The organism is Thioalkalicoccus limnaeus (assembly GCF_041197575.1).
GTDB classification, from domain to species: Bacteria; Pseudomonadota; Gammaproteobacteria; order Chromatiales; family Chromatiaceae; genus Thioalkalicoccus; species Thioalkalicoccus limnaeus.
Window position 1 is genome coordinate 72,637 of sequence record NZ_JBDKXB010000002.1, and the last position, 25,572, is coordinate 98,208.

The window sequence follows — 25,572 nt, forward strand, 5'->3', positions numbered from 1 at the left end:
ATCTCGCCACACCCTACCGTGTTCATCCTCGGGGTGGCGGCGCGCCATCGGCGTCCGGCGGATTTCGCACCGCCGGCTATGGCTGGCTAATACGTCCAGTCCTCGTGGGCGAGCGGGGCGCGGTTCAGTTCAGCCCGCGCCGCTCGCCAGCCGGGCAGCGCCGCATCCAGCCGTTCCCGAAACCGATCGTTGTGCTGCCGCTCCAGCAGGTGAATCATCTCGTGAACCAGGACGTACTCGACGCACGCGACCGGCTTCTTCGCTAGCTCCAGGTTGAGCCATATCCGGCGCGCCGCCGCGTTGCAGCTTCCCCATCGCGTCTTCATCCGCTTGATGTGGACCTCCCCGACCTGCACGCCGATGCGCGGCTGCCATTTCTCCAGCAGCTCCGGGATCCGCGCGCGCAACCGTGCACGGTACCAGCGTTGCAGGATGGCGTCGCACCCCTCGCGATCGAGCCCCGGCCTTGCCGTCAGCTGCAATGTCGAATGGTTGGCGATACGTAGGGACGGTGGCCCCTCGTGCTCGATGATGCTGAGTCGATAGCGGCGTCCCTCGAAGTAGTGGCTCTCGCCGGCCACCATCTCGCGCTGGGATTGCCGCTCCTGGGCCGCGAACTCGCGTTGTCGGCGGCGGATCCAGCCGAGCCGCGTGCTGACGGCCACGCGCACGGCGTCATCGTCGAGACGCAAGGGGGCGGCGATGCGCACGCGTCCCGCGGGCGGATAGACGCCCATGTGCAGGTTCTTGATATCTTTGCGGACGATCTCGACAGGGATGCCGCCCACCTCGTGGTGGGCGATCTCCAGCAGCCGCGCCTTGCTGCAGAGCTGGCCCAGCTCGCGCAGCAGCGGATTGTCCCCGGCCATGGCCCTGATCTCGGCCGTGATCTCAGTCGGGCTCTCGGCGGACGCGTCGGCCTCCTTCCAGCGCAGCCAGTACTTCTCCGGCGTCTCGATCACGCCGTAGCGCAGCCCTCGGTCTCGTTCCTTGCCATCAGGAGCTGCATGGTGGTGTAGAAGGGGCGGAGAACGCCTTCTTCTGGCTGTCCAGGCTCTGGCGGATGCCCTCGCTCACGGCCACCGTGGAGCGCTTCAACTCGAGCACGCCCAGGGCGATGCCGTTCACGTAGAAGACGAGGTCGGGCCGCTTCGTGTGGTGACGGTCACCTCCTCGGCGACGGCGAAATCGTTGTTCCCGGGATGCGCCCAATCGATCAGCCAGACCGTGACCGTCGGCTCGCCGACCTCTGGTCGCACCTTGACCCCGTAGCGCAACAGGCCGTAGACCTCGCGGTTCGCATCGTAGAGGGTCTTGCTGCCGCCGAGCGCGGCGGTCTTGCCGAGCTCGAAGAGGACCCGCTTGATGAGCCGCTCGCCGTGCCCCTGGCGCTGGAGCCAGTCGCTCAGCTGTTCCTGCTCGGTATTGCCGTTGCCCTCGCGGTGCCGCCAGTGGCCGAGGTAGGCGTAACCGAGGGCCTCCCGGAAGAACCGGACCACGGTGTTCTGCGTATGGATCTCGCGTTGGCCGACAGCGCTCATGTCGGGGGCCGACGATCGGTACGGTCGGCGCACGAAGGCTGCTGCAACCAGCCCTGTTGCGTCAGCCTCTCCCATGCCACCTGGACGTGATGCGCTTGGAACATGCGACGCTTGCGGGTGTTCCAGTTCTGGACGGCCTGAGCGGCGCATGCCTCGTCGCATGCGGCCGGTCGATCATGCGTCGCCACCCAATGCACACTGGATAACAGCTCCATCCCGTAAGGCGTTTCGAATCCGGCAATCAGTTCGCTGACACGGTCTAGACGTTGGCGGGACTCCAGATGCCGTGCCAGGAAGGTATCGGCCTCGTCGACGGCCTGGGGCATCAGCTCGATCTCCGCGTCCGGTCGCTGACTATCTCCCAGCCCGCGGGTGTAGTGACCCTCCAGCACTTCGAGAACCTTATTCAGGTTGTGCGCATACGGCCCATACAGGCCCTTTTCGTAACGCAGGCGCAGCGGCTGCCCCGCCTCTTGAAGGAAGTAGGCGAGTTTTTGAATCTCCAACAGGGTCCGGCGGTAATCCAGCGCGGCATAGCGATCCATCAGCTTGATGAAGAGCGCGCGGGACTCGGTCATCTTCGGGCGCGCGGTACGTACCGGCATGGCTCGGGCGGCGGGCGCGCCCAGCGGCTCGAAAACAAGCACCTCGACCTGCGGCAGCTCGGCGAACGCTTGCTCGATCTTCGGCCGCACTTGGCTCCAGTCGAGTCCCCCCAGTCCACTCCCCAGCGGCGGTACGGCAATGGATCGGATGCCCAAACGACGAACGGTATCGATGAGCGCCTTCAAGCCGCTTTCGATGTCCTCGACGCGTGACTTGCCGCGCCAATGCCGTTTGGTGGGAAAGTTGATGATGTAGCGCGGGTTTACCGTAGAACCCGTCGCGTAGACGAACATGCGTCCCGGCTTGACCTCGTCAGCTCGGCAGGCCTTCTCGTAGGCCCTGAAATTGTCCGGAAACGCCTGCTTGAACTGAAGGGCGATGCCCTTGCCCATAGAGCCGACGCAGTTGACCGTGTTGACCAACGCTTCGACATCGGCGGTCAGCAGATTGCCTCGGGTCTCGGTGATCATCGTTTCTGTCCGGTTGTCAGTGGTAGTACCAAGCGCGTCGCACGGCGACCGGCCGTCGCATGCCGACCTCGTAGTCAGCCAGTGTCGCCTGGACCCGCGCCTGCATCGGCGAGTCGATGACGACGATTCCTGAGATCAGTTCCCACGGGCAGAATCGGTGCACGAGGAACTCGGCCTGCTTGCGGCGCTGGCGGTCCATATCGTCGATGTTGTCCGCCCAATAACGCTGATTGCGGCCCGGCGGACAGCCGAGAACATCACCTCCGGCGGTGTTCTGACCCCCTGCCTTGGGCGGACCACGGTGCTGATCCCGATGCCCCGCAGCAGCCTGCAAAAGCCGGGCGCGCTGTGGCCATCCCTTGCGATCTGCCTGGCGCTGAAGGCCGAGGGCCTGGGCGCCGGGATCGAGCCTTGCCTGCGGAGAAGATCTCCGGTCGGCAAGGCCGCAACCGCCGGGCCTGGTGGTCGCCCGGACCCCATTGACCATGATGGTTCCGTTGTCGTGGAGCGAGACAGCCCCTTCTCGCCGGAGAGGATCACCATCGTTGACGACGTGATCACGCGCGGATCGAGCTTTGTCGGCGTGTTTCCGCGGATCGCGGAAGCCTTCCCCGGTATCCCGATCCGTTGCTTCGCGCTGGTCCGCACGATCAGCGAGGGGGACATCGACGCGATCCTGGCCCCTGTCCAGGGCATCATCACATCGGAGGACGGCAGGAGGCTGCGGCGGCGGCCGTAGCAACGGTGATGGTCTCGTCGGCGCCTGCCGGCTCCCGTTGCATGGGCCAGTATGAGCGTCGCGCGATCGATCATGCGGAACTCCCGCTGCATGGTCGACAGACGGGTGGTATCGGGCGGGACCTGGTCGACCCGGCTGGCGATCGCGGTCAGGCACGGGAAATTCATCTGCCCGGCGCCGACGTTGTTCTCATCAGCCCGCAACACCCTGCCCCAGCCCCCGCATGGCCTCACACGGCACGCCGAAAGATTGTGGCGCTGGAGCAGACACCAGAATGGTCTCGCTCGGTCACAACATGAGCGCGCGTGAGCAGGCGAAGACGACTTAGCCGGATTGGCGCAACCGCGCCACCAAGCAGGCGCCCATCAGGAGTGCCGAAGGCGGCAGGCTGAGAAGTCAGCCTAGACCCACGAGATCCTGAAGTAGGTCGGGGGCTAGTGGTTCATGATGGGCTAGAGCGTTGCGCACATCGCGCAGCAAGCGCAGCCGATGCAACTCTCTCTCCTCGATTCGCCTGCGTAGCTGATGATGGATATGGCCAATTTCCAGCTCCCACCGTTCTAATATCACCGACCCATGACCTGTGTCGTGTGGCACCCGCAACAGATTTTGATACGTCGTTAGGTATTGGCTACGCGCCTCCTCCAGAAAAGGGAACAAAACACCCACCTGGGCACGCCACAATAGCCTGCCTAGGTTCGCCTCTGCCCTATCGGCCATAGCAACTAGCGCGGGATGCTGAATGAGCCGGCCTTCCATAGTGTCACAGGTACCCTCCTCCCAGCACACGTCCGTGTTCGAGGTCCAGCCCCGGGCTGCGGCTACACCGGCCAACCACGCCGCCGGAACCGCGAGGACCTCCAGATCTTTGGAGGAGGCATCCCAGGCCAAGCGAGAATCGAAAGCCACCAACTCCAGGGCATGGCGAAGCTGCAAGCGCCGGCGCATGGCGTTTCCGTTCCGGCCGCCACGCCCCATCAGGTAGTGTAACCAAGCAAGCATATCCAGCTCTGTCACCGCATCCTGCCAGAGCCGTACGGAGAGCGCCACGTCCTCCTTGGGAAAGGCGCTTCTGGACATCCCGCTGACGACCAGGCAGAGCAGACCTCGATCCTCGGCGGCGCGTCTCCGCACCGCACTCGCGTACCCCTCCAGGAGGGCCTTCCAGGCAGCCCAGGCACTGTCTTCTAAACCAGTAACCCAGATCAGGCCGCCGGAGAAAGCCTGGGAGTCAACCAGGTCCGACGGGTCGCACAGTCTCCGCTCCGGCACATCGGGGGCATAGCGGCGGGCCAAGAGCCTGAGGGGCTCCTCTTGTAAAAGCCCCTCAACCGAAAGCGGTCGCCAACTCAACAAGTCATCGTCGCGAAGCTGGTGCGCGACAGCCTGTGCGAGCCCCTCGGGCCCCCAGCGCGGCAGGCCGATAACCAGATTGACCCCTCGGCGCAGGTCCGCGACCAGTGAACGCACAAACGCCGCCGGTCCCGGAAGGGACCACCAATAGTGCCAGTCCGGACCAATCATCCCGCCAACGCGCGACCCACCACCGGGTCGATCGCCCAGGTGCCACCCTCGCCTGGCACTAGTAGGCTCAGCAGCGAGGCCCAGCGTATGAGCCGCCCCAACCATTCCCGCTCCAAGGTCGTATCAGGTCCATTGAGCAACTCCAGCCAATCGGGCTCGGAAAGAGATTCGCCATAGATCGCAAGTACCTGGAGCGGGTGCGCCAACTCGGGTGGAAGGTCGCGCGAGATGATCTCCCGCAGAGTCTGAGGAAGCTGCTCGTGAAAGGACTGGAAAGCCACTCGCTGCAAAGCCGAGTGATCTCCTCTAAGTTGCTCGCCGAGCATCGCTAGCAGACCACCCCACCAGCCCGTCGCATCACGCCAGGAGGCCAGATCGACATTTCCGAGAGGACCGAAGCCCGCGTCCTTCGCCCACTGTCCAACGAAAGGCTCAGCCCAGGGTGAGAGCGTGAGTTCGGTTACCGCGCCGGTGCCGTTCTGTCCCCCGGTGTCGAACCAATCCCAGGCGTCCCTGGACTCCCCCACAAATAGCACCCGGTTGGTCACCCGAGTGGAACGATGGCGACCAAGATGAGTTGCAGCAGCCTCGATCCATTCGCGGGTCCACGGCTCCGTGTGTGGAATCACCACGAGCCGGATCCCATCTGTCTTCTTGGTAGCTACCAATGTCGCACGCAGCCGATCCTCGAACCCCCTGAGGTTCTGAACCCCATCGATTCGGGCAATTTCCACGAAGTCCTTATCCGCAAGCATCTCCGGCAAAAACGCGACAACGCTTTCAATACCCGCGAGAACCGTACCGAAGAGCACAAGAACGCCGTCCTTCGCGGCGAGGATCTCTGACTCCTGCTGGCCCGTCAGAGGGCTACGTACCCATGGATCCCCGCGCCTACCTCGCCGATAGATGGCAGCCTGATAGAGTTCGGGCGGCGCCTTGTCGCTCGCCTCCAGAAGGGCTTGCTCGATTTCGCCGGGGCTGCCGAGAAGACCAGCGATAGCGGGGCTACGCAACGCGTAGCCCCTCAGCTCAGGCCCGGCTCGGCGCAGCACACCAAGACCGACCATCTCGTCAAGCAAGGCGCGGAACGCATCATAGCTCCGGTCCGGAAAACCTTGGGGCCACCAAGACAGAGCCTGCTGACGTATCCATTCCGTATCGTAACCGTCAGCCTCACCGTCACCGGCCTCCTGCCGACGCTTGGTCTCGAGCGCAACGCTCAAAGCCACGATCTGATAACGATTGTCGAGATCGAGGGTAATTTGGAACCGGGAGCGGATGATCTGCTGCAGGTCCCTGCTCTGCGAGACCGCTTCCACATGCTCGCGCGTAATAAGGAAGGGCGGTGTCGTGGCGGAGTCAAAGCGCACAGTACCCAAATCATGAAGATACTTGAGCAGGTGGTCACAGAATATCTGGATGAGGTTTGGGTAGTAATTGGTCTGAGCCAGGATGCGGTTCACGAGCGAGGGCGACTCGAAACGAAAGCCTAATTGGCGCAAGGGGCGTTCCGCAAGCTGATATGCCTCCCGAGCCTCGCCGTTAGCCAGCAAAGGCCCAATGCATACTGGGTTGCCGAAGTGGATCAGTGGAGTATTCACGTCCCGCGAAGTCCTTTGCACGTTGTGCAAGCCGGCGAATACTACTTTGAATCGCCGCCCGGTCCGTTCCATCAGTCCCTTTAGAGTACCCACAGTGCGAAAATCGTTGTCCCTTGCATCCTGAGCTAGAAAGGCATCGGCTTCGTCGAGAAGCATCACGATCCTGCGTTCAGGCGATTCATCCAACCAGCGAGTGATGGCTTCAGCGGTCCCTTCGGGAGTGCGTCTTGCGTTGAAAAGTACCGCTCGTTGCACTAACTCTCGGTCGATCGCCTGCCACACTGCGCCGGCTGGCTCGCTGAGACCAATGTGGCGTTCCTTGAGGTCCACCCAGGCCACAATGATTCCTCGTTTCGGGTCGTGGAAACGGCGCACCACTGCCCGCAGCAACGCCGTTTTACCGAGCTGTCGGCCGCCATAGAGGAGGTTGGTCCCGGCCTGATCGAAGACGTCCTCTAGCTCCCTGCGCCTTCCAAAGAACAGCTCCGTGGGGACGTCACTGCTGGTCGTGACATAAGGTTTGGCGACCGTAAAAGGCAGCGCACAATCTAACAAGGTCGCCAGACGGCTGCCCCGTTCGCTGCACAAAAAGTAGATCAGAGTCTCATCGATGACCAGGACCGACTGATTGCGCCCGCGGCAGAGGGAAGCGAGGTCGCGTCTTCGCTTAACGCTGAGTTGTCCCAAGTAGAGCACAATGACCGCTTGGCCGCCGCTGTGCGCATGGGCCGAGGCGAGGACATCCTCTTCAGATGGGCGCTCCCAGACGCACAGGATCCTGTATTGGCCCCCAGCGTGGGAGCCATAGCGGGGCACCACGCAGATATCCCGGTCCGCAAGCGCTCGAGCGCTAATGTCGAACACCTGCTCGCGAACGTCGAGGCCGGTTTCCATCACCGGCGTGGCAACCACGGCGGATAAACCCAGGCGCTCCAACAAGAGAACCAGATGCTCCGTTACTTCTGTCCGCCGGGCCTTAAGTAACAACCAGGCACGCAGCATCTCCGCTGCGCTACGGGCCTGCGCTCCGGGTACATGGCGCATGTCCAAAGGCCCGGCCTGTCCACCGCGGGCAATGATCTCGGATATGTCTTTAGGGGACGCTGTCCGGCTACCCAAATACTCCTGAAGGCGATCTACGAAGTCCGGGAAAAAGTCGTCCTTAAATGGATCTCGGCGCTCAGCAGGACCGGGAATCGGCTGCCCGTCCTCCAGAAGCGCCACATATTCGCTAGCGGTGAGGATGTCGCCCTCTTCAAGGAGAGCGTCGATCCGACTGTGTACCTCGGGTTCGGTCTGATAAACTCCACTCTCCTCGATCCGCCGGCGTATGGCGCTGACCTGGCGATTCCTGAGCTGATCCAGCTCTTCCCTCACTTTCTGGATGCGCGCATTCGCCCGGCGCAGATCTTCTCGGTTGCTGGAGCCTGCCGCCTCCAACGAAACCACGAGACGGGAGCGATCCTCTTCCCCTAGGTAGCCTAGACTCGCCGCACGCTCAACCTCATCGCGGACACTATCGAGATCCTCCTCAAGATTTCGACGGCACCTCCGTAATCCTTCTTCGCGCTTCCGCTCCAGCGAGTCTAAAAGCAGCTCATCGGTCTCCTCTCCCTCATGTCGCAGCCACTCCAGGATCTGAGCCGTACGGGCATGATCACAGCTCTTGTTGGCAGTATTAAAAGACGCGTCCCAGCCCGGCGGATCCACTAGCCGCGCCAGAGCCACGGTCGCTTCCGGCCCCAACTCCGGTTCCCATCTGTCGCCAACCAAGAAGATGGACTCGCTTTGAAGTAGCACCCCGTTAAGGGTACGCCACCAAGCTGAACGCGCCACACCCATTGCAGCCGCTGTTCCATCCAGACGCCCACGCACATCACGCAAGACCGCTGTGGTACAGGCGGCCGCAGCGACATCCGCCAGCCCCCCCGTGTGCTGAAGGGCATCCACCTGCTCAAGCGCCCGGTCCAATGTGTTCAACAGATGTTGCCTATCAGCACGCAGGGCGGCCTCGCGTCCAGGCACTTTCGCCTTTTCAGCCTGCTCCTCAACCAATTCTATCCACTCCAAGAGTAAGCCCGCGAGTTCACCGGTGCGCTTGATCATGTCCGTCCGAGGGCCAGCCTCGATGGGCTTCTTGATGGCCTTACGATCTCGCACAGCCTGATCGGCCTGGCGGATCATTTTCTCCACCGAGCCTCGACTCTGGAGCCCCTGCACAAGCTCACGAGCTTGCTCCAGCTCGGCCGCCCCACCGTCCGCGATGATGGACAGGACGCTACCGAGCGTCTGCCCTTTCTCCAGTAGGTGATGCCAAACCCAGGTCGCAGGTTCGTACTTGAAGCGGTGATGCCGATTGGTTTCCCACCACTCACGGACCTGGCTGCGCAATTCATCCAGATGACTGCCGGGATCCAAGTGCAGCATCGCCTGGTAGCGAAGATCGGGGGCTAGGACCTGCTCGCGTAACGTGTGCAGCGCCGAGAGGCTATCGTCGAGCGGCAGGCTTCGCAGCAGATCCCGCGCACCGTAGGCATGGGGTGCCACAAGAGCAGGCCGCAGCACCGCCGCGAACGTCAACAGAGACAAGGACCGCTGGCCTCGTAAGGCCCTGTTGTCCGCCAGATCTACCTCGTAGAAACGGCGCAGGGCCTCCCCAAGCTCCACCATCTCCTCGCCAGCGCTGCTGCTGAGATAAGCCCCCAGGTGGACTGCCCGCAGGGGCTCGGGGCGGATACCGCCCGATTCGGCTGGCGAGATCTCGGCCGCCGCACGGGCTATGTGGTAGGCCAACGGAATCTGCCCGTCCCTGACCAGTGCCCAGATCAGCGCTCGCGCACTCTGCAATCGCTGAGCACCTTCGTGCTGTATTACCTCCGCAGCCAGCGCGTGCGCCGAAACCTCCGAGTCCCATTGCGGAGCATCAGCGCCGTCAATACCATTCACCGCCAGGAGCGGCTTTTCCAACGTTTCTCCATCAGGCGGCACATCAGAGTTGCCTTCGGGCCGAGGCTCCTGCCGTACGCCGGAGACCTGCAGCGGCGATGCCGCATCCTTGAGTTGTACCCCCACAACGGCTTCAGAGGGGGAGCCCTTATTATCATCACTCCCAGCCCCTCTCTCGGCTTCGCTCCCTTGCACTGCCGCGCTTTCGCCTGCTGGAGAAACTAATGGCCCCTTATCAGAACCATCGATTCCCTCATCGTTTCTCGTCCCATCTTGCCGTTGCTTGCCCACCGGGCTGTTGGCTGGCACGGGCTCTTCATCTTGCCCAGGCCCTGAAGATTCCATTTCCGCTATCAAAACGGCTAGTTCCGCAACAAGTGCGTCGAACTCACCGCGGGTCGAAGCAGCCTGCTCTGAATAGCGTGAGACCGCGGTGTAATCCCCTCGCGCCAAAGCCAACTGGGCCGTTTTCTTTTGTTCCGCTTCCCGGGCATAAACCTCTCGCAGGGCTTCGCCTTTACGCCGCAGAAGCTTCGTCCATCCATCAATTATCTGCCATGCTCGCACGGTCATTGACAGGGCGTCGCGTGCCTTCCTCGTCAGCTCCAAAACTTCCGGCACCTCTAATGCTTCAAACTCGTCCAGTGCCTCGCCACAGCGCTTCAATGCCTCCGTGAGATTAGTTTGTCCTGAATAGCGGTTCGCCAGATCAATAAGTTGCGCAACGACTCCGACCAGCCAGCTTACTAGATCCTCCGAAGGCGGTGCCGTCGCGGCCTCAGTGGCGCGAATTCCAAGCTTCTCAAGCGTCCCTCGCCACTCTTCCTCCAGCGCATCAGATTCGGCCAGCTCATCCTCCGCCTCTGATCCCTTGGCCACTTCAGCATTGGCTGCGCGTGAAAAGGCCACCCACTGGTACCACCACTGGAACTCCGGGTGGCCCTCTTCGGCGATGACATCGAACAGTTCGGATAGACTGTCCTCATCCAGGGCAGCGATAGCCGCATCGCGATCGGAGACCAAATCCAATGCCTGACTGGCTAGTCGTAGCGGCAGAATAAGCGCCTTGTACCAATTGTCCTTATTCTTGCGTTTTGCTAAGGAAAGAAGTTCGCTGGAGAGCCTGAAGCAAGACTCAGAGTCCTTTAACTGCTGGAAAAAAGCCTCGTAGAAAACGTCTTCTGCGAGGCGTTTATCTGGCCACTGCTCTGGATATGCCTTTTTTAAAGCTACGGAAATTGCATTCCGGTGCTCCTTGCTATAGCCGAGCACCTTGCGAAGACTCGCTGGATCGAACCGCGCTTCCGGCATTCCCGGCAACTTTATATCCATTGTCTCTCTCCCCTGAATCCGCGAAATACGTTGTAAAAAGTCGACCCGAAACCCAAGATCTTAATGGTACCCATGGTGTCGCACGATGGCGGTTGCGTAGGGGAGCTGGCGCTGCGTGACCAGGTAGACGCCATACCATTACCTTAATCGAAAAAGACGGCCTAATTACAATATTTACCAAAAAACCCGGAAACCTTCTCGCTATCAAGTTTCTCGGTCTTTTGACAGTCTTCATTAAAAGCATCCCATCTGTTTTCGCATGCTACAATTTTCTCGTTTTGCCCATTTAGCTCGCGTTCAAGGAGCGTGATTTTCGCCCTAGATTCACGCAACTCCGACTCTTGGTCGGAACAGTTGCACGATTGTACTTCGGCTTGCATGACAGGTTGCAAATCACGAGAACATCCACTCTCACTGTCATAGATTGATATGACAGCCTGCTCTTTCGGGGGAATGGCGTTTTCGGTTGTACGGGCCTCAAAATTGTCGAGATTATTTCCGGGCAGCCGCATAGTTGACTCTGTCTCTATTTCTGACTGCGCCGGCCGGGAGAGATCCCTAGATGTCCATCCAAGAATACCCCCAACGATCAGAGAGCCCAATGCGATCAAAACCGTCAAACCATACGGTCGCCGTTGCGTTTTCGCTGGTTTTCGTCGTGAAGCGGATAGCGACTGGTCTTTCCGGCGTGGGTTGGCCAACGCCGGCGGAACATAAACGGGCAAGGACGGATCGCCGTGTTGCTCGGTCGCCAGCCGCTCCTTCAGCCGCTCCATCCAAAGATCTAGTGTCTCGCGCTCGATCAGCATCCGATCGCTGGCAATTTGGCCCCAGTCGATTTCCTCGGTGACCATGTGTTCCAAATCCGCCAACAAGTCTTCGAGCCAGCCGAGGATGACTTTTTGCCGCTCGCCCAAGGCGGCGGTATCGATACCCGCCAAGATAACGGCTTCCTCACCGGAGCGCCCACCCTTAAGCTGCCTGACCTGCCGATAGGCCGCGAGAAAATCGGGGCCGCAGACACGACCCGTTGCACGTCGCGCAAGTGCATAAATCTCGGTTTCGGCCCAGCCGTGCTGAAGGGGAACGAGGTACCGATGATTGAACTCGCCGGCGCGGGGGGTTTTTGCAATAAACGTCGGTTGCATGACGACAGTCCGAATTCAGGCTGGAGTCTCGATTAAAGGGACCTTGAAAAATTGCCATCCGGGCAATTTTTCGAGACGCCAAGCAAAAATGGGATTTCCGCCTCGCTTCTCTTTCAGGCCCTTAGGCAACCAAAAAGCGGCGGGGTATCCCTGCCCCGCGCGGGTACCTTAAATTTTTCAAAGCGCCCTTAGGGCGCTCTTGTGGAAAGTTTTGAAGATTAGTCAGGACAACGTACTGATGCGCACGTCCCTTTGTCCAAATCATCATCCAGTTGTCACGTCAAAACCATCCAAAGCCTCCAGTGCCTTTCTCAAATCCTTTATGAATGGCAGATTCTGGACGCCCCGTTCATTTTCGGCCAAATCGCGATACGCCTGTAACCGCTCGTACAAGCTGCCGCCGTTTAAGCGACCAAAAACCTCATTGAGATACCCGACGATCCTTTCATCGCTTTCGACAAAAAATGGTAGTTTCAGATCTCGCATCGCTTGTGCGTCCCTGACAACGGTTTCTCTCTGATCGCATTTTTCGGCGCGTTGAATCAGCACGCGGGTGTTCTCAAGCAGCGATGTACCCCAGTTCAGCCCAGCAGACAAATTGCTCTGATGCTGATTCCGATCTGTCAGAATATCATCGAGCGTAGAAACAAGATCCGCTAGACTCTCGCGAACTTTGATGACATTCTGCGTAGCCGCAAGATATTGACCGCAGGACAAATCACGATCCGCTATCCCAAGCAGTCGGGATGCCTGATGCGTCGGTCCAAGCTCTCGCACCAGGAAGAAGACATGGGACAGGCGCGGCGACGAGCTCGTTCTATCGATATTACCCTGATGACGACAGGCTTCAAGACTTCGCAGCTCCTCAAATTTCGGCGGCACACCCGCGGACAGGTCGCAACCTTCCTGATCAAAAATCCTAACACAATTCTTCTCAAATTCGTCTTGCATCCCGCGATCATTCCACTCGTCACCCAGCACGGAAGGCTCCCAATGGGGAGTTTCCTGAACAGGTGCAGATACGCTTCCATTGAATACGAAGGAGTAAATGCTTAGACCAGTGATTCCGATAATCCCGATACTTGACATGATCAAGACCCAGATTGGAATGGCACGAAGCGGTTGACGTTGCGCATGGTTGTGTTCTGCACCGGTTGGACCGCGTCCTTTCCGCTGATCTACCGACGGGGTCTTGGTCATCACCGGGTCTGTGCCCGTTGTGTTTCCAGCACCATTAACAGCAACACATTTGCCACCCTCGGGGATCAGTGTGCTTGTGCCGGGGGACGCAACGGCGCCCATTGGATCAGCTCCCACCGATGGTTCAATTTCAGGCCGCAATGACGAGGGATCGCCAACGGATGACGAACGCTTGGGATCGTGCTGCATCATGATGACCTATCCTCCCCATTGAGGCATCGTCGGAGCGGCGGCCAACCCGCTAAGCGCAAAATTCAGACAAATCGAATCAGTTTTTTGCTTAGGGTGCGGGACACACAGGTCATATTGTTGTCGTAACCGATCGAGGGTTAGATTATCGGTTCTCTTCCCCAGGTCACGGTTCCAAAATGCGGACATGCCGAGATTGTTCAGTTCCACCGCGATATCGACGCGATCCGACGGTTTTTTGATCACTGGAATTTGCCGACCAACCCTATTCGTATCTTCCTTTAGATCAAACTCTTCATCGATAAACCAATGATGGTCGAATCTAACGGAGACCTTGACCCTCCCATAGTTTCTCGGGGAGCGAATCGATTGAAGCGTCAGCGTGTAACTTTGCTGAATATTTTGTTTCGACGCGAAGTCGATATATTGTTGCGCGGCTCGCTCCATAGTTTTCAACGGCGCCTTGGCGATATAATCCTGGCAGCGGTCAATCGACGGATTTTGTTGGCAGGGCGTGTAAAGTGAACGATCATGATCTCCTCGGAATTGCTGTTCTAGATCACGGATCTTTGAGCGTACCGACGAGTCATCCAAAGGCAGCGAGGTCACTTCGCTCAACATATCGTTCCCTCGATCCCAGTTGTTACTAGCGCGGAACCCTCTCAAGTGCCGCTCCAATGCGGTTGGTATCCGCCGTTGAAAGTCGTGTTTCAGTTCTTGAATGCGCGGATTAGCATTGGGAAGTAGCATCGTTTCGAATGCGGAACGAAATTTCCCTTCTCCCAAAAGATGATCAATGCGTGCTGACATCTGGTCGGCGTCCAACTGATCCTGCTCATCATTGGCCTTGGCGACTTTCTCGAAAATCTCCTGTGCTTGCCGCGAGGTCAGTAAATCAGGCGGAAGTTGCCGAAGTTGTTGCACCTGATGTTCGAGCCGTTCGAGCCGATCCCAGTCCTGCGCCTGTTTGATTTGCCGGAGTTCGCTATCCAGCCACGCGGTGACCCTATCCGCATAGGCGTGCTTCAATTCCTGCAGCGGCCCTTTATCCTGATTTCTCCCCAGCAACATTGTCGTCGCTTCGTCAATGCGACCATTTTTGAGTGCGCGATCATAAGCGGACGCAAACTCGTTCCATTCCACTTGGCTATCATAACGCGCAATGATGCTGTTAGCCTCGGCAGCGTAACGGCCAGTCGGAAATCCTCCTAAATAATCGCTCGCCGCGGATCGTTGCGCAACCGACCCTGCTTCCGCTGATTCAACCGCTGCCCATAGGGTCTGCTCCCTAAGCTTCTGCTCTCGTGCGTCGCACTCGTACACTTTAGTTCGCGCTTGCGCCGAATAGTCGCCAAAGGGATATTGGCGCAAACAATCGCGCGCGGCGTTACAAACATCGCCGGTTTGTTGAATGAATGGCGCACAATACTGCTCTTCTCCTGCTGCGATGAAGGCTCTCAGTTCCTCTCTGGCATCCTTTCGAGAAAATTTCAAGCGATAGAGACGGGGCGAGCCATTCGCAATATACCGAGAAAGCCAATCCTGATACTCCTGCTTTGTCTCCAATGTGGCATTTGGCTGAGTAGCGCGACTCTCCAGACTGGAATGGGAGCGATAATCTGCGAGAAAGATCAGCGTTAAGATTGGTGCTGAAATTATCAAAAACCCTAGGGTCGAGACACTGACTAGACGTGTCCTTTTCCTCTTGACCGCACGTCGACGTAACGCGGCAAGCTGTGCTACTCTTGCAGGCGCAGCCTCGGCGGAAAACCCTTCGCTTGCGGCATCAATATCCTTAATAGTCTCGAAATGTAACCAGCGAGACAGGCGTTCTTTTGGACTATACTGCCGAGAACTCAAAGACCGCAACGAATCATTGTCGAATCGCTGCGCGATGCGCTCCAGTCGCAATGTATCGTGCCGATTCACAAGCCAGCGGAATCCCTCGAGCAGATAGAAGGATTGCAGTGGACGTTGATGCAGCGGCACTTCATCACCGGTTTGCGGATCGATGCGCGCCTGACCGAAGGCACTCATCGGCAAAACGCGTACATTGTGCTCGCCTACGCTATTTTGCAACGTTTGTATCAGCTTGCGGTGCGGCGGCGACGGTTCACGCTGATTGAGATACGCATCCAGCTTGCGTTCCTCATCCGCCGGATCAACATAGTTGAGCGCACCACTTTGACGATCCCACTTGTTGATCAATAGCACAACGGGCACTTTGTTCTTTTGCGACTGTAGGCGGTGACGGAGCTTGGTGATGGCGTCGTCGAGATGTTCGATCTGTCGATAGATCGCCTCATTGTCTTCCCGCTCGTGCGGCATTTCCGCGAGGATGAGGATGCCATCCATGGTCTGCATCTGTTCGAATAACTGATCCGCCAGTTCATTGCCTTGCAGGCGCAACAACTCACCTGGGTAGTCGGATAGCTCGATTTGATATTCACCACGCCCGCGCTCGGTCAGCGAATAGGTGAGAATCATCATTTCGGCGGCGGTTGGTACCGGTACCGATCCTTTCTCGATGGACTGAGTTGCCGAGCGTATGCGCTCCAGCCCTAATTGACGGCGCTCGTTATCAGGTAATCCGGCAATCTCCTTCACCGGTGAACAGGTCATGCCATGCGGCTGTTCACCGTGGGACATGCTCATCGCGGCCAAGACGCAGGTCTTGCCCGCGCCAGACAAACCATAGAGCGCAAAACGATATTTGTAGAGCATGACGTGGCGTCCTTTTGCGATCAAACACGCGCTGTTGTTAAATGACAATCACGTTTATCGATCATTCTATCGATCATTGCGCCGTTCATCAGGCGTGGTATTGAGCCAGCGCACTGGGCGCATCAGGTAATAGCGAATGCGTTTGAACAAAAGCAGTAGGCCAAGCGCGATGAAGCCGATCCCGATCCAGGACTTCGGCGTGTTGAAGCTGCTGAGCAAAGCCTCGGTCGATTCCGCGACGATCGCCTCCAAGCCCTGCCCAGTGCCGCGAATCGCGCCGGCGGCGGCTTCCCCCAAGAGCAAAGACAGGTGTTTGAAGCCCGCTTCGGTCAGGGCGCCTGTCTGATCCTGAAAAAATTCCGGATTCAAACTGTAGGCGGTGATCGCGCTTCCGCCCAACCACAATTGCCAATGCGGCTTGATATATTTTTCAAAGAACACTTTGCTCGCTTTTCCGCCCTTGACGATGGCGTCGGTGAAATCCGCGAGCTGAAAAGCCTGATGACCACGTTGCGGTGTCCGACCCGCAACGCGGGCAATATCGTCCCATTGCCGAGCGGTGGGGGCGGTCACCTTGCCCACTCGAATCGCCGTATCCAGACCCAGTGAAATTCTGGCCATGTCCGGCCCCATCAAACCAACGGCAAGGACCAGATTCTCGCCGCCGGTCTCAAGCAGCCGTGCGCGCGTTGCCAGATCGCCCACGGTTTCGGTCAACTGGCGTCCGCCATTGGCCATGACCAGCGCCGCCGCGCGATCCGCGTCGCCAAGTTGATCGATTTGACGCAACAAACTCGGGTTGTTGCGCAGCATGGTCTGAAGACTCTGGCGCACCGCTGCCGCACGCGCGGCATCGTCGGCGCCCGCCGCTAGTTTGCGACTGGCGCGCAGCTCGCGCTCCGCCGCCTCGCGCATCAGTGGCGACCGCTTGAGCGCCTCGCCGGCGTGATCCGCGTGGCGCAGCGGCGCTTGGGGCGGTAATTGGGTCATGTAGCGAATAAGATCGTCCTGCCAACGCGCCTGCGCGATCGGTGTGGTCAAGAGACACAGCACGATCAGGAACAAAAGCACACTCAAGCGGCGCAGCGGCTGCGTTCCGCGCCATCCTCCGACAGAACACAGAAACCATCGAACGCGCATCGAGACACCTCCAAACTAATCAATCATCGGCTCAAATAGCCACCAAGCGGCTGCATTTTGTTGCCATTCCCTTGCCGCATCAATACCCGGCATGCCGAGATCGATACTTGCGTTCATGAGGGTTTCGAGCGCGGCGTGACGTGGCACCCCGTCGAGACGCACCAAGATTCGGGCATCGCGGCGCATATAGAAGCGCGCATGTTTTCCAACAAGCCAGCGAATCAGTTTCCGACCGTGGGGACCGGACATGCGGTGGAGATCTTGAATAACGCCGGTGATATCGAGCAAGGCATTCTCGGGTAGACTGCGATAATCAATTTTCCGCGCCTGCTGCAAGTGGTCGCTGAGCGCCCAGGCGCGGCGCCCGATGAGACGCACGGCGCCGTGCGCGGGTCGTGCCGACTCGCGCGTGCCGTTCTTGCGTTGCAGTCGCGCCACCGGTTTCAAGGTACGCGCCGCCGCGATTACGAAGGTCAGATCGGCAATGAAGTTGAAGTAATCTCCCGCGTCCAGTTCGCGACCGTCCAAGAACTTGTTGAGCGCATAAAAAGATCCCACCAAGGGCAGCCAGGTCTCCGGGCGTTCACTCGGCGGTGGCCCGAGTTCCTTGAGCAGGACGGGGGTGTCGAGTCGTTCGTAATACCGCAAACGCTCGTCCAAAGCGAAACAAGGTGGGTAGTCATCGCCACATCGGGCTTGCGCATCGCTTGCAATACGGTTGACCAGACGCGCACGATCCCAATCGCTCAAGCCGGAGCGCGCGATCAATTCGCGGAACAGGTATTCCGGGGCCAGGCGTATCATGGCGCTGGCCGTTTCCAGGTCAGCGTTCGTCATGATTGCCGCCATGAGATGACGATGTTGGGCATAGGTCTCGCTGCCAGGTCCAACCAGAAGACCGATACCCACCAACCCCCAGGCGCGCAAGACATCCTCTCCGCTTGGCAGCATCAGGAGGTCCCAGACTTCGGGGATGTGCTCGTAGATTGGAAAACAGGTGGCTGGAGCGTCATCGGATGGCACAGCATCGGCACAATGCTCCGAACGACTGACGATGCGAAAAAAATTTGGCCAAAGTTCAACGCGAAAGCGCGCGGCGAACGCCGCATCGCGGTGCAAACGGTCGCGAATGGTCGGGCTGGCGCCAAACAGATAGGCGAAAAACTCGTCGCGTTGCCGATCATCGGCAAGACCGCGCCGGTCGATCAACGCCTCGGCCAACCAGCGATCGAAGGCCGGTTCAGCGGTGCGATCGCTCAACTCGTAAAGACGCGGGCCAAGGATCACACGTTCGTGCGCGTCGAGCGCGCAGAAAGGATCGTGATAACGCTCCAAGGTGATCAGTGCCCGTTCGATCGAGGATCGCTCCACGGCATAGGGCAGGAAAAAATCCGCCACGGCGTCATAGCAAGTGGTGCGATCGAACAGACGGCCAAGCGCGAGCGGATCGGGTGCGCGCGCGAGCAAGCCGGCGAGTTCCGGTCGGCGCGCGAGCAGTGGCATGAGGCTGGCGTAGTTGCGCAGGCTGTTCAACCGCGCCAATGCATCGTTGCCCAGGCGCTCGTCAATCTCGAAGACGATGGCAAGATGATCGCTGTTGAGCGCGATCACCGCCTCGGCCGCCGAGCGCGACCAGCCGCCGGCGATGAGTTCGGCGGTCCAATCCGATGGAGTCCGGAGGCTGGTTGCTGCTATGTCGTTCTTGGTCTGCGGATCGGAAGCGGCGCGCTCGCTGATCGGAACCGGGGCAGCAACAGCATCAGCCGTAGTGGATTCGACCAAATCGGCTGGCCAATCTGGAAGCGGCGCTGGGTCCTTGGCGATCAGAAACCATACGCCGACGCCGATCAGCCCGATGGCAAAACCCGTGGGGATGAGAGAACGCAGCATCTGCAATGCTCTCCAGTCTCGACATGGGCTGTGAAGGGACATTTTCAGGATTGATTCCGGCGTGAATGCAACCGATCCTCTTAATGAGTATTCCAATCCTTACCGAAACTATTTTTGATCGCCTTATACGCGGAGCCCGCGAAATAAGCCGACCGGCCGATCTATGCGCAGAATAAGCCGCCCGGTTGATAGATGACCTTAGTTGCTCCGTAAGCACCCCCATTTCGTGTCGCAGCCACTTCGGACTGGGCGGCCACTCTAACCGGAATACGCGCCTTTAGCTCCTAGATACAGGAGAACATTTAGATCACAGGATCCGGTAAAGTTATCGCCGGAACGAACCACTAGACCCTTAGCGTGAATTCTAGAATTCGATTATGCATCGGTTCGCGCATCCCGGGAATTCCTCTTTCCGAGTCCGTGATCTCTGTCACGCTCTTTCAGGTACCCGGAGACTCGACGTGGCGCGAGCTGACGAGACCGCCGCTGGCATCGCAAGGCCGACGTCCGAACCCAGCGGATCGACCTGTTTTCGGATTCGGAACGAACCAGCACCGCGCGCTGTGCAAGCGCCGCATCGCGGGCCGGAACGCCATCGCTGACCGGAACAGAGCGGCGCGGCCTGGCATGTTGGCGTGAGCGAAAGGCCAGTCGCGCCACGCGCCCAGACGTCGTGCGCGCCGATGAACCGGCCATCACAGATCGGCGGCGAAGCCGATAGAACGGCCGGTGGCGCGCTGGCTCAGGTGGATCTCGGCGGTCAGTGCGTCGAACAGGGTCTGCGGAGTCCAGGGTGTCGCGACGAGTCGCTGACGGCGTGCCAGGCCGGCGAAATCGCCGGGGGTCAAGTGCTCCAGCCGGGCCAGTCGCGTTTGCCACAGGGTCGGCTGCGTGAGCCGCCCGCCGCCTTGGCGCAGCGTCGCGCGAAAGAGTGTCCAGGCCTGGTCGGGGCGCAGGTAGTCGAAGCGAATCTTCAGGTCGAAGCGCCGCAAGGCGGCGGCGTCGAGCGTCTCGAGCAGATTGGTCGAGGCGATGAACAGACCATCGAACGCCTCGATCTGGGTCAGCATCTCATTGATCTGGGTGGCCTCCCAGCTGGACTGAATCATCCGGCGGTCGCGCAGAAAGCTGTCGGCCTCATCCAGCAACAGCACGGCGCCTTCGGTGTCGGCGCGGCGGAACAGGCCCGCCAGGCGCTGCTCCGTTTCCCCGACATAGGGGGAGAGCAGATCGGAGGCCCGTTTGATAAACAGGGGCCGCTGAAGCGTCTCGGCGAGATGGACCCCATAGGCGCTCTTTCCCGTCCCGGGCGGCCCGTAGCAGCAGATCCGCCCGCGTGGCGTGCGGCGCAGTCCGTGCTCCAGCGCCTGGAGGTCCTGGTCGGCATTCAGGCACTCGCGCCGATAGCGGAGGGGCGCGCCGGCACGCTGACGCGGCAGCGCTTCGTGGCCCATCGCTTTCAGGGTGCTGTTGAGCAGGATCTCCAAGGTCGCCTCCGCCGTCTCGGCGCACCGCTGATCGACGACGGCCGGGTTGTCGGCAGCTTGTCGCAACAGGGCCGGGGACAGGTCCGGATGCTGGGCGACGCGCCGTCGGAAGGCGCGTGAGACCGGCAGATGGCGGGTGTGGGTCTGGACCAGGCGCTCGCGCACCGCCAGCGGTGGGACGCCGACCTCGATGACCTGTGCGAAGCGCCGCAGATAGGCCTCGTCGAAACCGGCCAGGCTATTGCTCACCCAGATCGTCGGCAGCCGGTTCGATTCCAGCGCCTCGTTGATCCAGCCCTTGTTGCGCTCGGCTTGCCCCTGGGCGACGCGGCCCTGATGGGGAAACACATCCTCCACTTCATCGAACAGGATCAGCGTCGCCGCTTGCTGGGCCAGCACGCTCTGCGCCAGGCGGTAACGGCGCAGCCGCTGGAGGCCGGTGATCGGGTCGCCCTGATCGTCGGCGCTGGGCACCGTGTGCAGCGCGCAGTTCAGCGCCGCGGCGAGCGCCCGCGCCAGTTCGGTCTTGCCGGTTCCCGGTGGCCCGTAAAACAGCAGGTTCAGCCCCGCTCGGGACCCGGCCAACAAGCGCCGCGCCAGGGCGATTTCGGCCCGTCGATGCGGAAAATCGGCGAGCCGCAGACGGGCGGGCGGCGCCAGCGGCGTGACCTGATCGATCAGCGCCGCGACGTCCGCGATGTTTGCGGACAGCGCGTCGGCCAGCCCGTCCAACAACGTGAATTTGTCATACAGCGGCTTGCGTGGACCCGGTTCCAGTTGCAGGAGCCCGGACCGCGCGAGCACGCCCTGGCGGGCGAACGCCGCGCTGACCTGGCCTTCGGGCTCGCCGAACAGACCCGCACAGACCCGCACGGTGCCGAGGCGGTCCAAGTCACCGAAGGCCATGCCGGACAGCTTGGCCAGGCAGCGGTGAATCGTGACCAGGATCACGAAGCCCAGGATCCGGCGCTCCAGGTCGGACAGGCCCACCCGCTCGGCCAGATAGCCGAGATTCGCCTCCAGGCGCGTGCCATAGCGGCCATCGAAGGGACCCAGTTCGGCCAGGCGCTGCGCCAACTGTTGGCGCCGGTGCGCTGCGGCATTCTCGCCACTGGGCGGGGCGGACACGCCGAGCAGGGTCATCAGGCGCTGCTCGGATGAGGTTTTCGGCAGCTTGTGCAGGAACAGGGAAAGACCGCCAGACTCGAACAGCAGCGCCAGGGCGACGCGCGCGACGACATCGGCTTCGGCCGCGTCAGGCGGCAGAAACGGGTCCTCGGGATCAAGGAAGAACGGAAGCGGCATGAAAAGGCCCTCCAGACACCCTGGCCAGCAACCCGTCTAATGAGGCGCTGGCCAAGGCGAAATTACCGTAATCGATAATCAATACTGACTTATACGGTAATTGAGAGAACCTTAATGAGGTCTCGCGGCATCAGGGACGTGGGTTGGCCAGTCTGGCGCTGGTCCCCTTGATGACTCCGCGACCGGAAGTGTAGCACCGGCGCGGTGCCGGTCAATAGGCCCCGTGATCGCCGGTCTCGGTGGTGGGGCGCCCGCGGGGCGGGGTGCCGCGATCGGGCCGACACCGGATCCGCCGGCCGCGCATCACAGGCCGTCGCGCGCCGGAATGAAGCGGCCATCGATCCTGGCCTGAAGATCCGCGGCGATCTGGCTGACGGCGAGGTCGATCGCGTTGGCTCGGCGGATGACGCCGAGCCGCTCCGGCAGGAAGGGTCATGCGCCCCGCCGGTGGCCAGATGGCGTGTCATGTTCGGGAGGGCTCAAGATGGAAGTCGGACAGATCCACTGTGCCGCGAGCCTTGGTCTCCACCGAGTCGCTTGCCTCCCGTCTGATTCGGTCGATCACTTCGACCAAACAGTACACCTCTGTTATTTCCAGGCACACACCAGCGCACTGGCATTGCTCCAGCAGGCCCCGTCGCGGCGCAATGTGCCTAGTGGTGAGTGAGCATGCGTCGCGTGAGGCTCCCCATTCTGATACACCATGCGCCAATCGACCCGGTCGAGCCTCGCGAGATCGTCGAACCACTGCGTGAACGTCGCGACCCCATGGCCGTCGGAGAACACGAACCCGACCCCACTTTCGCGAATGGACTGCGCGGAAGACACCAGATAGATCAGTGGTGTCTGTCCTTCAGTGTATCCCGGCACGCGCCCGGTCTTCAGGTTCAACATCATCGGCGACAGGTAGCCGAAGTAGAAGGACACGTAATCATGGATGGTGCCGCCCGGGCCGCACGCAATGCGTCGCAGATGCCGCGTATCCTGAATCCGCTCATTGTGGATCGTGCGATAGGCTAGGCCATCGTCAGGCCAATGGTTGGGTGCGTACACGCCTCCGCGATCCAAGCAGCCTTTCAGGTTGTCGATGTGCATCAAACGGTAGAGCGGCGTGGGATGCGGGATGGGGCCAGGCATCAGTCGGCCTCCCGCCTCGAATTGGTCTCGTAGAGCGTGTTCGTAATGGCGCCTCTGAAGATTTCCTCGTTCAGAAACTGCAAGAGCTTCTTGGCTGCCGTCTTGTCCGCCGGGAAGAGGATTCTGTCCGCGGCGACTCGAATCTCGACGTCGTATCCGCTCGAGCGGGCTTGGATCTGGCTTGCCGTGTATTCATCGAGCACGCCGGAGTCCCGCAACATGGCGAATCGCTTGCGAAACCACTGATTGGCGCCTGTCGCCAACGCGCCCGCGTCCTCGGGGTCGAGCAGGTCGTGATGCAGAACCTCCCGGATCTCCTGCTCCGATGCCTCCTCGTAATAATTAGCCAGCGGTAGGAAGGTGTTCACGGTTCGAAAGCTGCGGAACAGCAGCTTGAACTCGGTGGGAAGGTAGATCGCGCTCAGCTTGTCGGCGAGCGTCAGCCCGGGGCGGGCCGTGGTTTCGTAGGTATCATTCGTAAGGAACAGAAAGCGGCCTGGGCGGATGACATGCGAACGGCTGAAGTTCTGGAACAGGATGAGCTCGTTGTCTTCGGCATCGCGGGCGAACGCGACAAGGCCCTTCGTGACATCGAGCAGCGCGTCATCATGCGTGATCGTAGCGAAATCGGCCGCGCTGTGGCTGTTCTCGCCGGCGAGCCAGGCCGGCAGTTGATAGCCCGCCAAGCGGAAACACTCGTGCGCCTCCGGCTGATAACCGGCGTTGAACTCGATCTCCAGCACGCCATCCACGAAGGCGTCGTACTGTTGCTGCCAGGTCTCCGCGAGCGTGTTCTGCAAGCCCTGATGCAGCGGCACGCGCAGTAGGCGATATCGACCTGCTTGCTTGGCGATCGCGGCAAGCTGGAAGTTATCAATCATCCGTTCCCCCTGTGTGCAGGTAGATACCGTGCGCGAGGCGAACGGTCGTAACATCCCGCCCGGGCCGCCGCAGCTCGATCCGGCTGATCAACAAGTGCGAAACACCGTCGCCGTTCTTGACGGCGTAGAAGTGATACCCGAGCAGCCCCATCACCGGGTTGAAGTGAAACGCGCCGGCGTGCGCAATCACGAGGAAGATGATCGCGAGGACATAGGCGCCCGTCAGCCAGTCGCCGGCGACGGCGCCGAAGAGCGGAGACAAGGACGTCGACACCAGAAGGAATCTGGCGAAGGCGTTCAGCATTGCGGCGTCACTGCGTGCGATGGCCGGACCAACCGCACCCGACCAGTCAGGAGCTGCTGCATCATGCCCTGCTTGATCGCGCGGGTCTTGTCGCGGCGCGCCTCGAGCGCGGCGATGTCGGCGAGGACGGTGGCGATGGCGGACTGCTCCTCGATATCCGGAAGCGATGCGAAAATGCCTTCCACGTCGTCCATCAGCGCGAGGCAGCGTTCGAGGGCGGCGCGTTCGTCGGGAGCGCCGAGCCCCAGCTCGGCCAATTCTGGCGCTGTGACTGGCCTTGCCGGCTTCGTTGCGGATGCATGGCCGGGACGGCCATGCACTGGATCAGCCTTCCCTCAGAAGTGGCGCTCGCCGTCCGCCGGAAAGCCGTAGGGCGGCGGCGTCAGTTGCAGCAGCGGGCCCTCGATTCCACCGAGGTGGACATGGTCCTGTTCGGCCGATTCGATCTCGACGACGGCCAGCAGTTCGTAGCGGTGGTCGCCGGCCGCGCGGGCATCGACGACCCAGCCGGTACCCTGTTGGGAATGGCTGTCCGGGGAGAACAGCTCATCGCCGGGGCGGGGTGGGGTGTCGGTGGTGACCTCGGCGAGATACATCCGCCTTTTCGATCGGCCGAGGTACTGCATTCGCGCGACGACCTCTTGGCCCGTGTAGCAGCCCTTGGTAAAACTCACCCCGTCGATCAGATGCATGTTCGCCATCTGCGGGACGAAAAGCTCCGCCGTTGCCGTGTACACGGTTGGGATCCCGGCGCGAATGTCGAGCAGGCGCCAATAGTCGGCATCGGCGGGGTCGGCCTGACCGCACAGCTCTTGCCAGATCGCCTTGACCCGATGCGGCGGGCCGAGCAGCTGGAAGCGCGCCGGGGTGCCCGGGATCCGGATCAGGACCAGTTCTTCGCGGCGTACCAAACCATTGTCGAGGTCCGGTAGCGGCCCGCACAGGTCGGCGAGACGCCGTGCGGTGCCGGGGCCAACGACACCCAGGATGACCCAGTCGTCGCTGACATCCGTGAGCCGCGTCCGCGAACGCAGAATGAAGCGCTTAAGCCGCGTCAGTATCGGTTCGAGGCGGGTTCGCGGAAGCTGCAGAAGGTAGGTCTCGTCGAGTCGGATCAGCCGAAGGTTGGCCAACATCCGCCCTTTGGGGCTACAGTACCCGCTCAGTTGGGTGTGGCGGTCGGACAGTTCGCGTACGTCGTTGGTCAGCTGCCCTTGCAGGAAGTCGGCGGCATCGGGGCCGTCAGCCGCAATCAACCCGAGGTCGGATAGGTCGACCAGCCGGTCTTCGCCGGTCGTCGTTGCCGCCGGGAAGCGGACCTGATCGTCGGGGTCGATCCGCGCGGATTGGGACTCGAGGAAGGCTCTCCACTCGCTGTTCATAACGTAGCGTCTCGCGGTGAGTGTCG

At 60.6% G+C, this 25,572-nt stretch carries 17 protein-coding genes and 1 pseudogene; 1 reads left to right on the forward strand and 17 read right to left on the reverse strand.

From position 1 onward, the window contains the following. Positions 1-86: 86 nt before the first annotated feature. The 4 genes and pseudogenes from ABC977_RS01955 to ABC977_RS01970 form a co-directional block, all read right to left on the reverse strand. Positions 87-962, reverse strand: coding sequence for a M48 family metallopeptidase (locus ABC977_RS01955; RefSeq protein WP_369665551.1), 876 nt, complete (start codon positions 960-962; stop codon positions 87-89). 34 nt (positions 963-996) lie between these two features. Further along, positions 997-1,616 (reverse strand): annotated as a pseudogene (locus ABC977_RS01960) (type I restriction endonuclease). Further along, positions 1,538-2,617, reverse strand: coding sequence for a type II toxin-antitoxin system antitoxin DNA ADP-ribosyl glycohydrolase DarG (gene darG, locus ABC977_RS01965; RefSeq protein WP_369665552.1), 1,080 nt, complete (start codon positions 2,615-2,617; stop codon positions 1,538-1,540). The pseudogene ABC977_RS01960 and the gene darG overlap by 79 nt, the downstream one beginning before the upstream one ends. Positions 2,618-2,633: 16 nt before the next feature. Continuing rightward, entirely contained in the window at positions 2,634-2,951 is a 318-nt protein-coding gene (locus tag ABC977_RS01970; RefSeq protein ID WP_369665553.1) for a DarT ssDNA thymidine ADP-ribosyltransferase family protein, read from the reverse strand. On the opposite strand from ABC977_RS01970, the gene ABC977_RS01975 reads away from it, so the two are divergent. Next, the gene (locus ABC977_RS01975; protein WP_369665554.1) at positions 2,931-3,356 is read left to right on the forward strand and encodes a hypothetical protein; all 426 of its coding nucleotides are present in this window, start codon (positions 2,931-2,933) and stop codon (positions 3,354-3,356) included. The genes ABC977_RS01970 and ABC977_RS01975 overlap by 21 nt on opposite strands. A gap of 396 nt (positions 3,357-3,752) precedes the next feature. Here the strand turns inward: ABC977_RS01975 and ABC977_RS01980 are convergent, their stop codons facing one another. From ABC977_RS01980 to ygfZ, 13 genes are all read right to left on the reverse strand, one after another. Further along, positions 3,753-4,826, reverse strand: a complete 1,074-nt coding sequence (locus ABC977_RS01980; protein ID WP_369665555.1) for a hypothetical protein — start codon at positions 4,824-4,826, stop codon at positions 3,753-3,755. Positions 4,827-4,876: 50 nt separating this feature from the next. Then, a complete protein-coding gene (locus tag ABC977_RS01985; protein WP_369665556.1) occupies positions 4,877-10,759 on the reverse strand; it encodes a hypothetical protein in 5,883 nt (1,960 codons plus the stop codon). A 161-nt stretch (positions 10,760-10,920) separates the two neighbouring features. Continuing rightward, complete coding sequence (locus tag ABC977_RS01990; protein ID WP_369665557.1) at positions 10,921-11,907, reverse strand: hypothetical protein; 987 nt, start codon at positions 11,905-11,907, stop codon at positions 10,921-10,923. 264 nt (positions 11,908-12,171) lie between these two features. Next, complete coding sequence (locus ABC977_RS01995) at positions 12,172-13,299, reverse strand: hypothetical protein (protein WP_369665558.1); 1,128 nt, start codon at positions 13,297-13,299, stop codon at positions 12,172-12,174. Positions 13,300-13,305: 6 nt separating this feature from the next. Next, on the reverse strand, positions 13,306-16,020 hold the full coding sequence (locus ABC977_RS02000) for a hypothetical protein (protein WP_369665559.1): 2,715 nt from the start codon (positions 16,018-16,020) through the stop codon (positions 13,306-13,308). Positions 16,021-16,086: 66 nt separating this feature from the next. Next, on the reverse strand, positions 16,087-17,085 hold the full coding sequence (locus ABC977_RS02005) for a hypothetical protein (protein ID WP_369665560.1): 999 nt from the start codon (positions 17,083-17,085) through the stop codon (positions 16,087-16,089). A gap of 90 nt (positions 17,086-17,175) precedes the next feature. Then, on the reverse strand, positions 17,176-19,056 hold the full coding sequence (locus ABC977_RS02010; RefSeq protein ID WP_369665561.1) for a hypothetical protein: 1,881 nt from the start codon (positions 19,054-19,056) through the stop codon (positions 17,176-17,178). Between the two features lie 689 nt (positions 19,057-19,745). Then, entirely contained in the window at positions 19,746-21,842 is a 2,097-nt protein-coding gene (locus ABC977_RS02015) for an AAA family ATPase (protein ID WP_369665562.1), read from the reverse strand. Positions 21,843-22,430: 588 nt separating this feature from the next. After that, entirely contained in the window at positions 22,431-22,979 is a 549-nt protein-coding gene (locus ABC977_RS02020) for a DUF4433 domain-containing protein (protein ID WP_369665563.1), read from the reverse strand. Then, positions 22,979-23,860 (reverse strand): hypothetical protein, encoded by an 882-nt coding sequence (locus ABC977_RS02025; protein WP_369665564.1) that lies wholly within the window; start codon positions 23,858-23,860, stop codon positions 22,979-22,981. The genes ABC977_RS02020 and ABC977_RS02025 overlap by 1 nt, the downstream gene beginning before the upstream one ends. Beyond that, positions 23,853-24,164: a KwaA family protein gene (locus tag ABC977_RS02030; RefSeq protein ID WP_369665565.1), complete on the reverse strand. Its 312-nt coding sequence runs from the start codon at positions 24,162-24,164 to the stop codon at positions 23,853-23,855. Before ABC977_RS02030 ends, ABC977_RS02025 begins: the two co-directional genes overlap by 8 nt. Beyond that, positions 24,158-24,421, reverse strand: a complete 264-nt coding sequence (locus ABC977_RS02035; RefSeq protein WP_369665566.1) for a restriction endonuclease subunit S domain-containing protein — start codon at positions 24,419-24,421, stop codon at positions 24,158-24,160. Before ABC977_RS02035 ends, ABC977_RS02030 begins: the two co-directional genes overlap by 7 nt. Before the next feature lie 78 nt (positions 24,422-24,499). Next, positions 24,500-25,546, reverse strand: coding sequence for a CAF17-like 4Fe-4S cluster assembly/insertion protein YgfZ (ygfZ, locus tag ABC977_RS02040; RefSeq protein WP_369665567.1), 1,047 nt, complete (start codon positions 25,544-25,546; stop codon positions 24,500-24,502). Positions 25,547-25,572 lie beyond the last annotated feature (26 nt).

Bases quoted from the DNA above. Each gene is read 5' to 3' on its own strand.
- ygfZ (WP_369665567.1), bottom strand. From the start codon at position 25,546: ATGAACAGCGAGTGGAGAGCCTTCCTCGAGTCCCAATCCGCGCGGATC.
- darG (WP_369665552.1), bottom strand. From the start codon at position 2,617: ATGATCACCGAGACCCGAGGCAATCTGCTGACCGCCGATGTCGAAGCG.
- ABC977_RS02015 (WP_369665562.1), bottom strand. From the start codon at position 21,842: ATGCCGCTTCCGTTCTTCCTTGATCCCGAGGACCCGTTTCTGCCGCCT.
- ABC977_RS02025 (WP_369665564.1), bottom strand. From the start codon at position 23,860: ATGATTGATAACTTCCAGCTTGCCGCGATCGCCAAGCAAGCAGGTCGA.
- ABC977_RS01985 (WP_369665556.1), bottom strand. From the start codon at position 10,759: ATGGATATAAAGTTGCCGGGAATGCCGGAAGCGCGGTTCGATCCAGCG.
- ABC977_RS02020 (WP_369665563.1), bottom strand. From the start codon at position 22,979: ATGCCTGGCCCCATCCCGCATCCCACGCCGCTCTACCGTTTGATGCAC.
- ABC977_RS01990 (WP_369665557.1), bottom strand. From the start codon at position 11,907: ATGCAACCGACGTTTATTGCAAAAACCCCCCGCGCCGGCGAGTTCAAT.
- ABC977_RS01995 (WP_369665558.1), bottom strand. From the start codon at position 13,299: ATGATGCAGCACGATCCCAAGCGTTCGTCATCCGTTGGCGATCCCTCG.
- ABC977_RS02000 (WP_369665559.1), bottom strand. From the start codon at position 16,020: ATGCTCTACAAATATCGTTTTGCGCTCTATGGTTTGTCTGGCGCGGGC.
- ABC977_RS01975 (WP_369665554.1), top strand. From the start codon at position 2,931: ATGCCCCGCAGCAGCCTGCAAAAGCCGGGCGCGCTGTGGCCATCCCTT.
- ABC977_RS02030 (WP_369665565.1), bottom strand. From the start codon at position 24,164: ATGCTGAACGCCTTCGCCAGATTCCTTCTGGTGTCGACGTCCTTGTCT.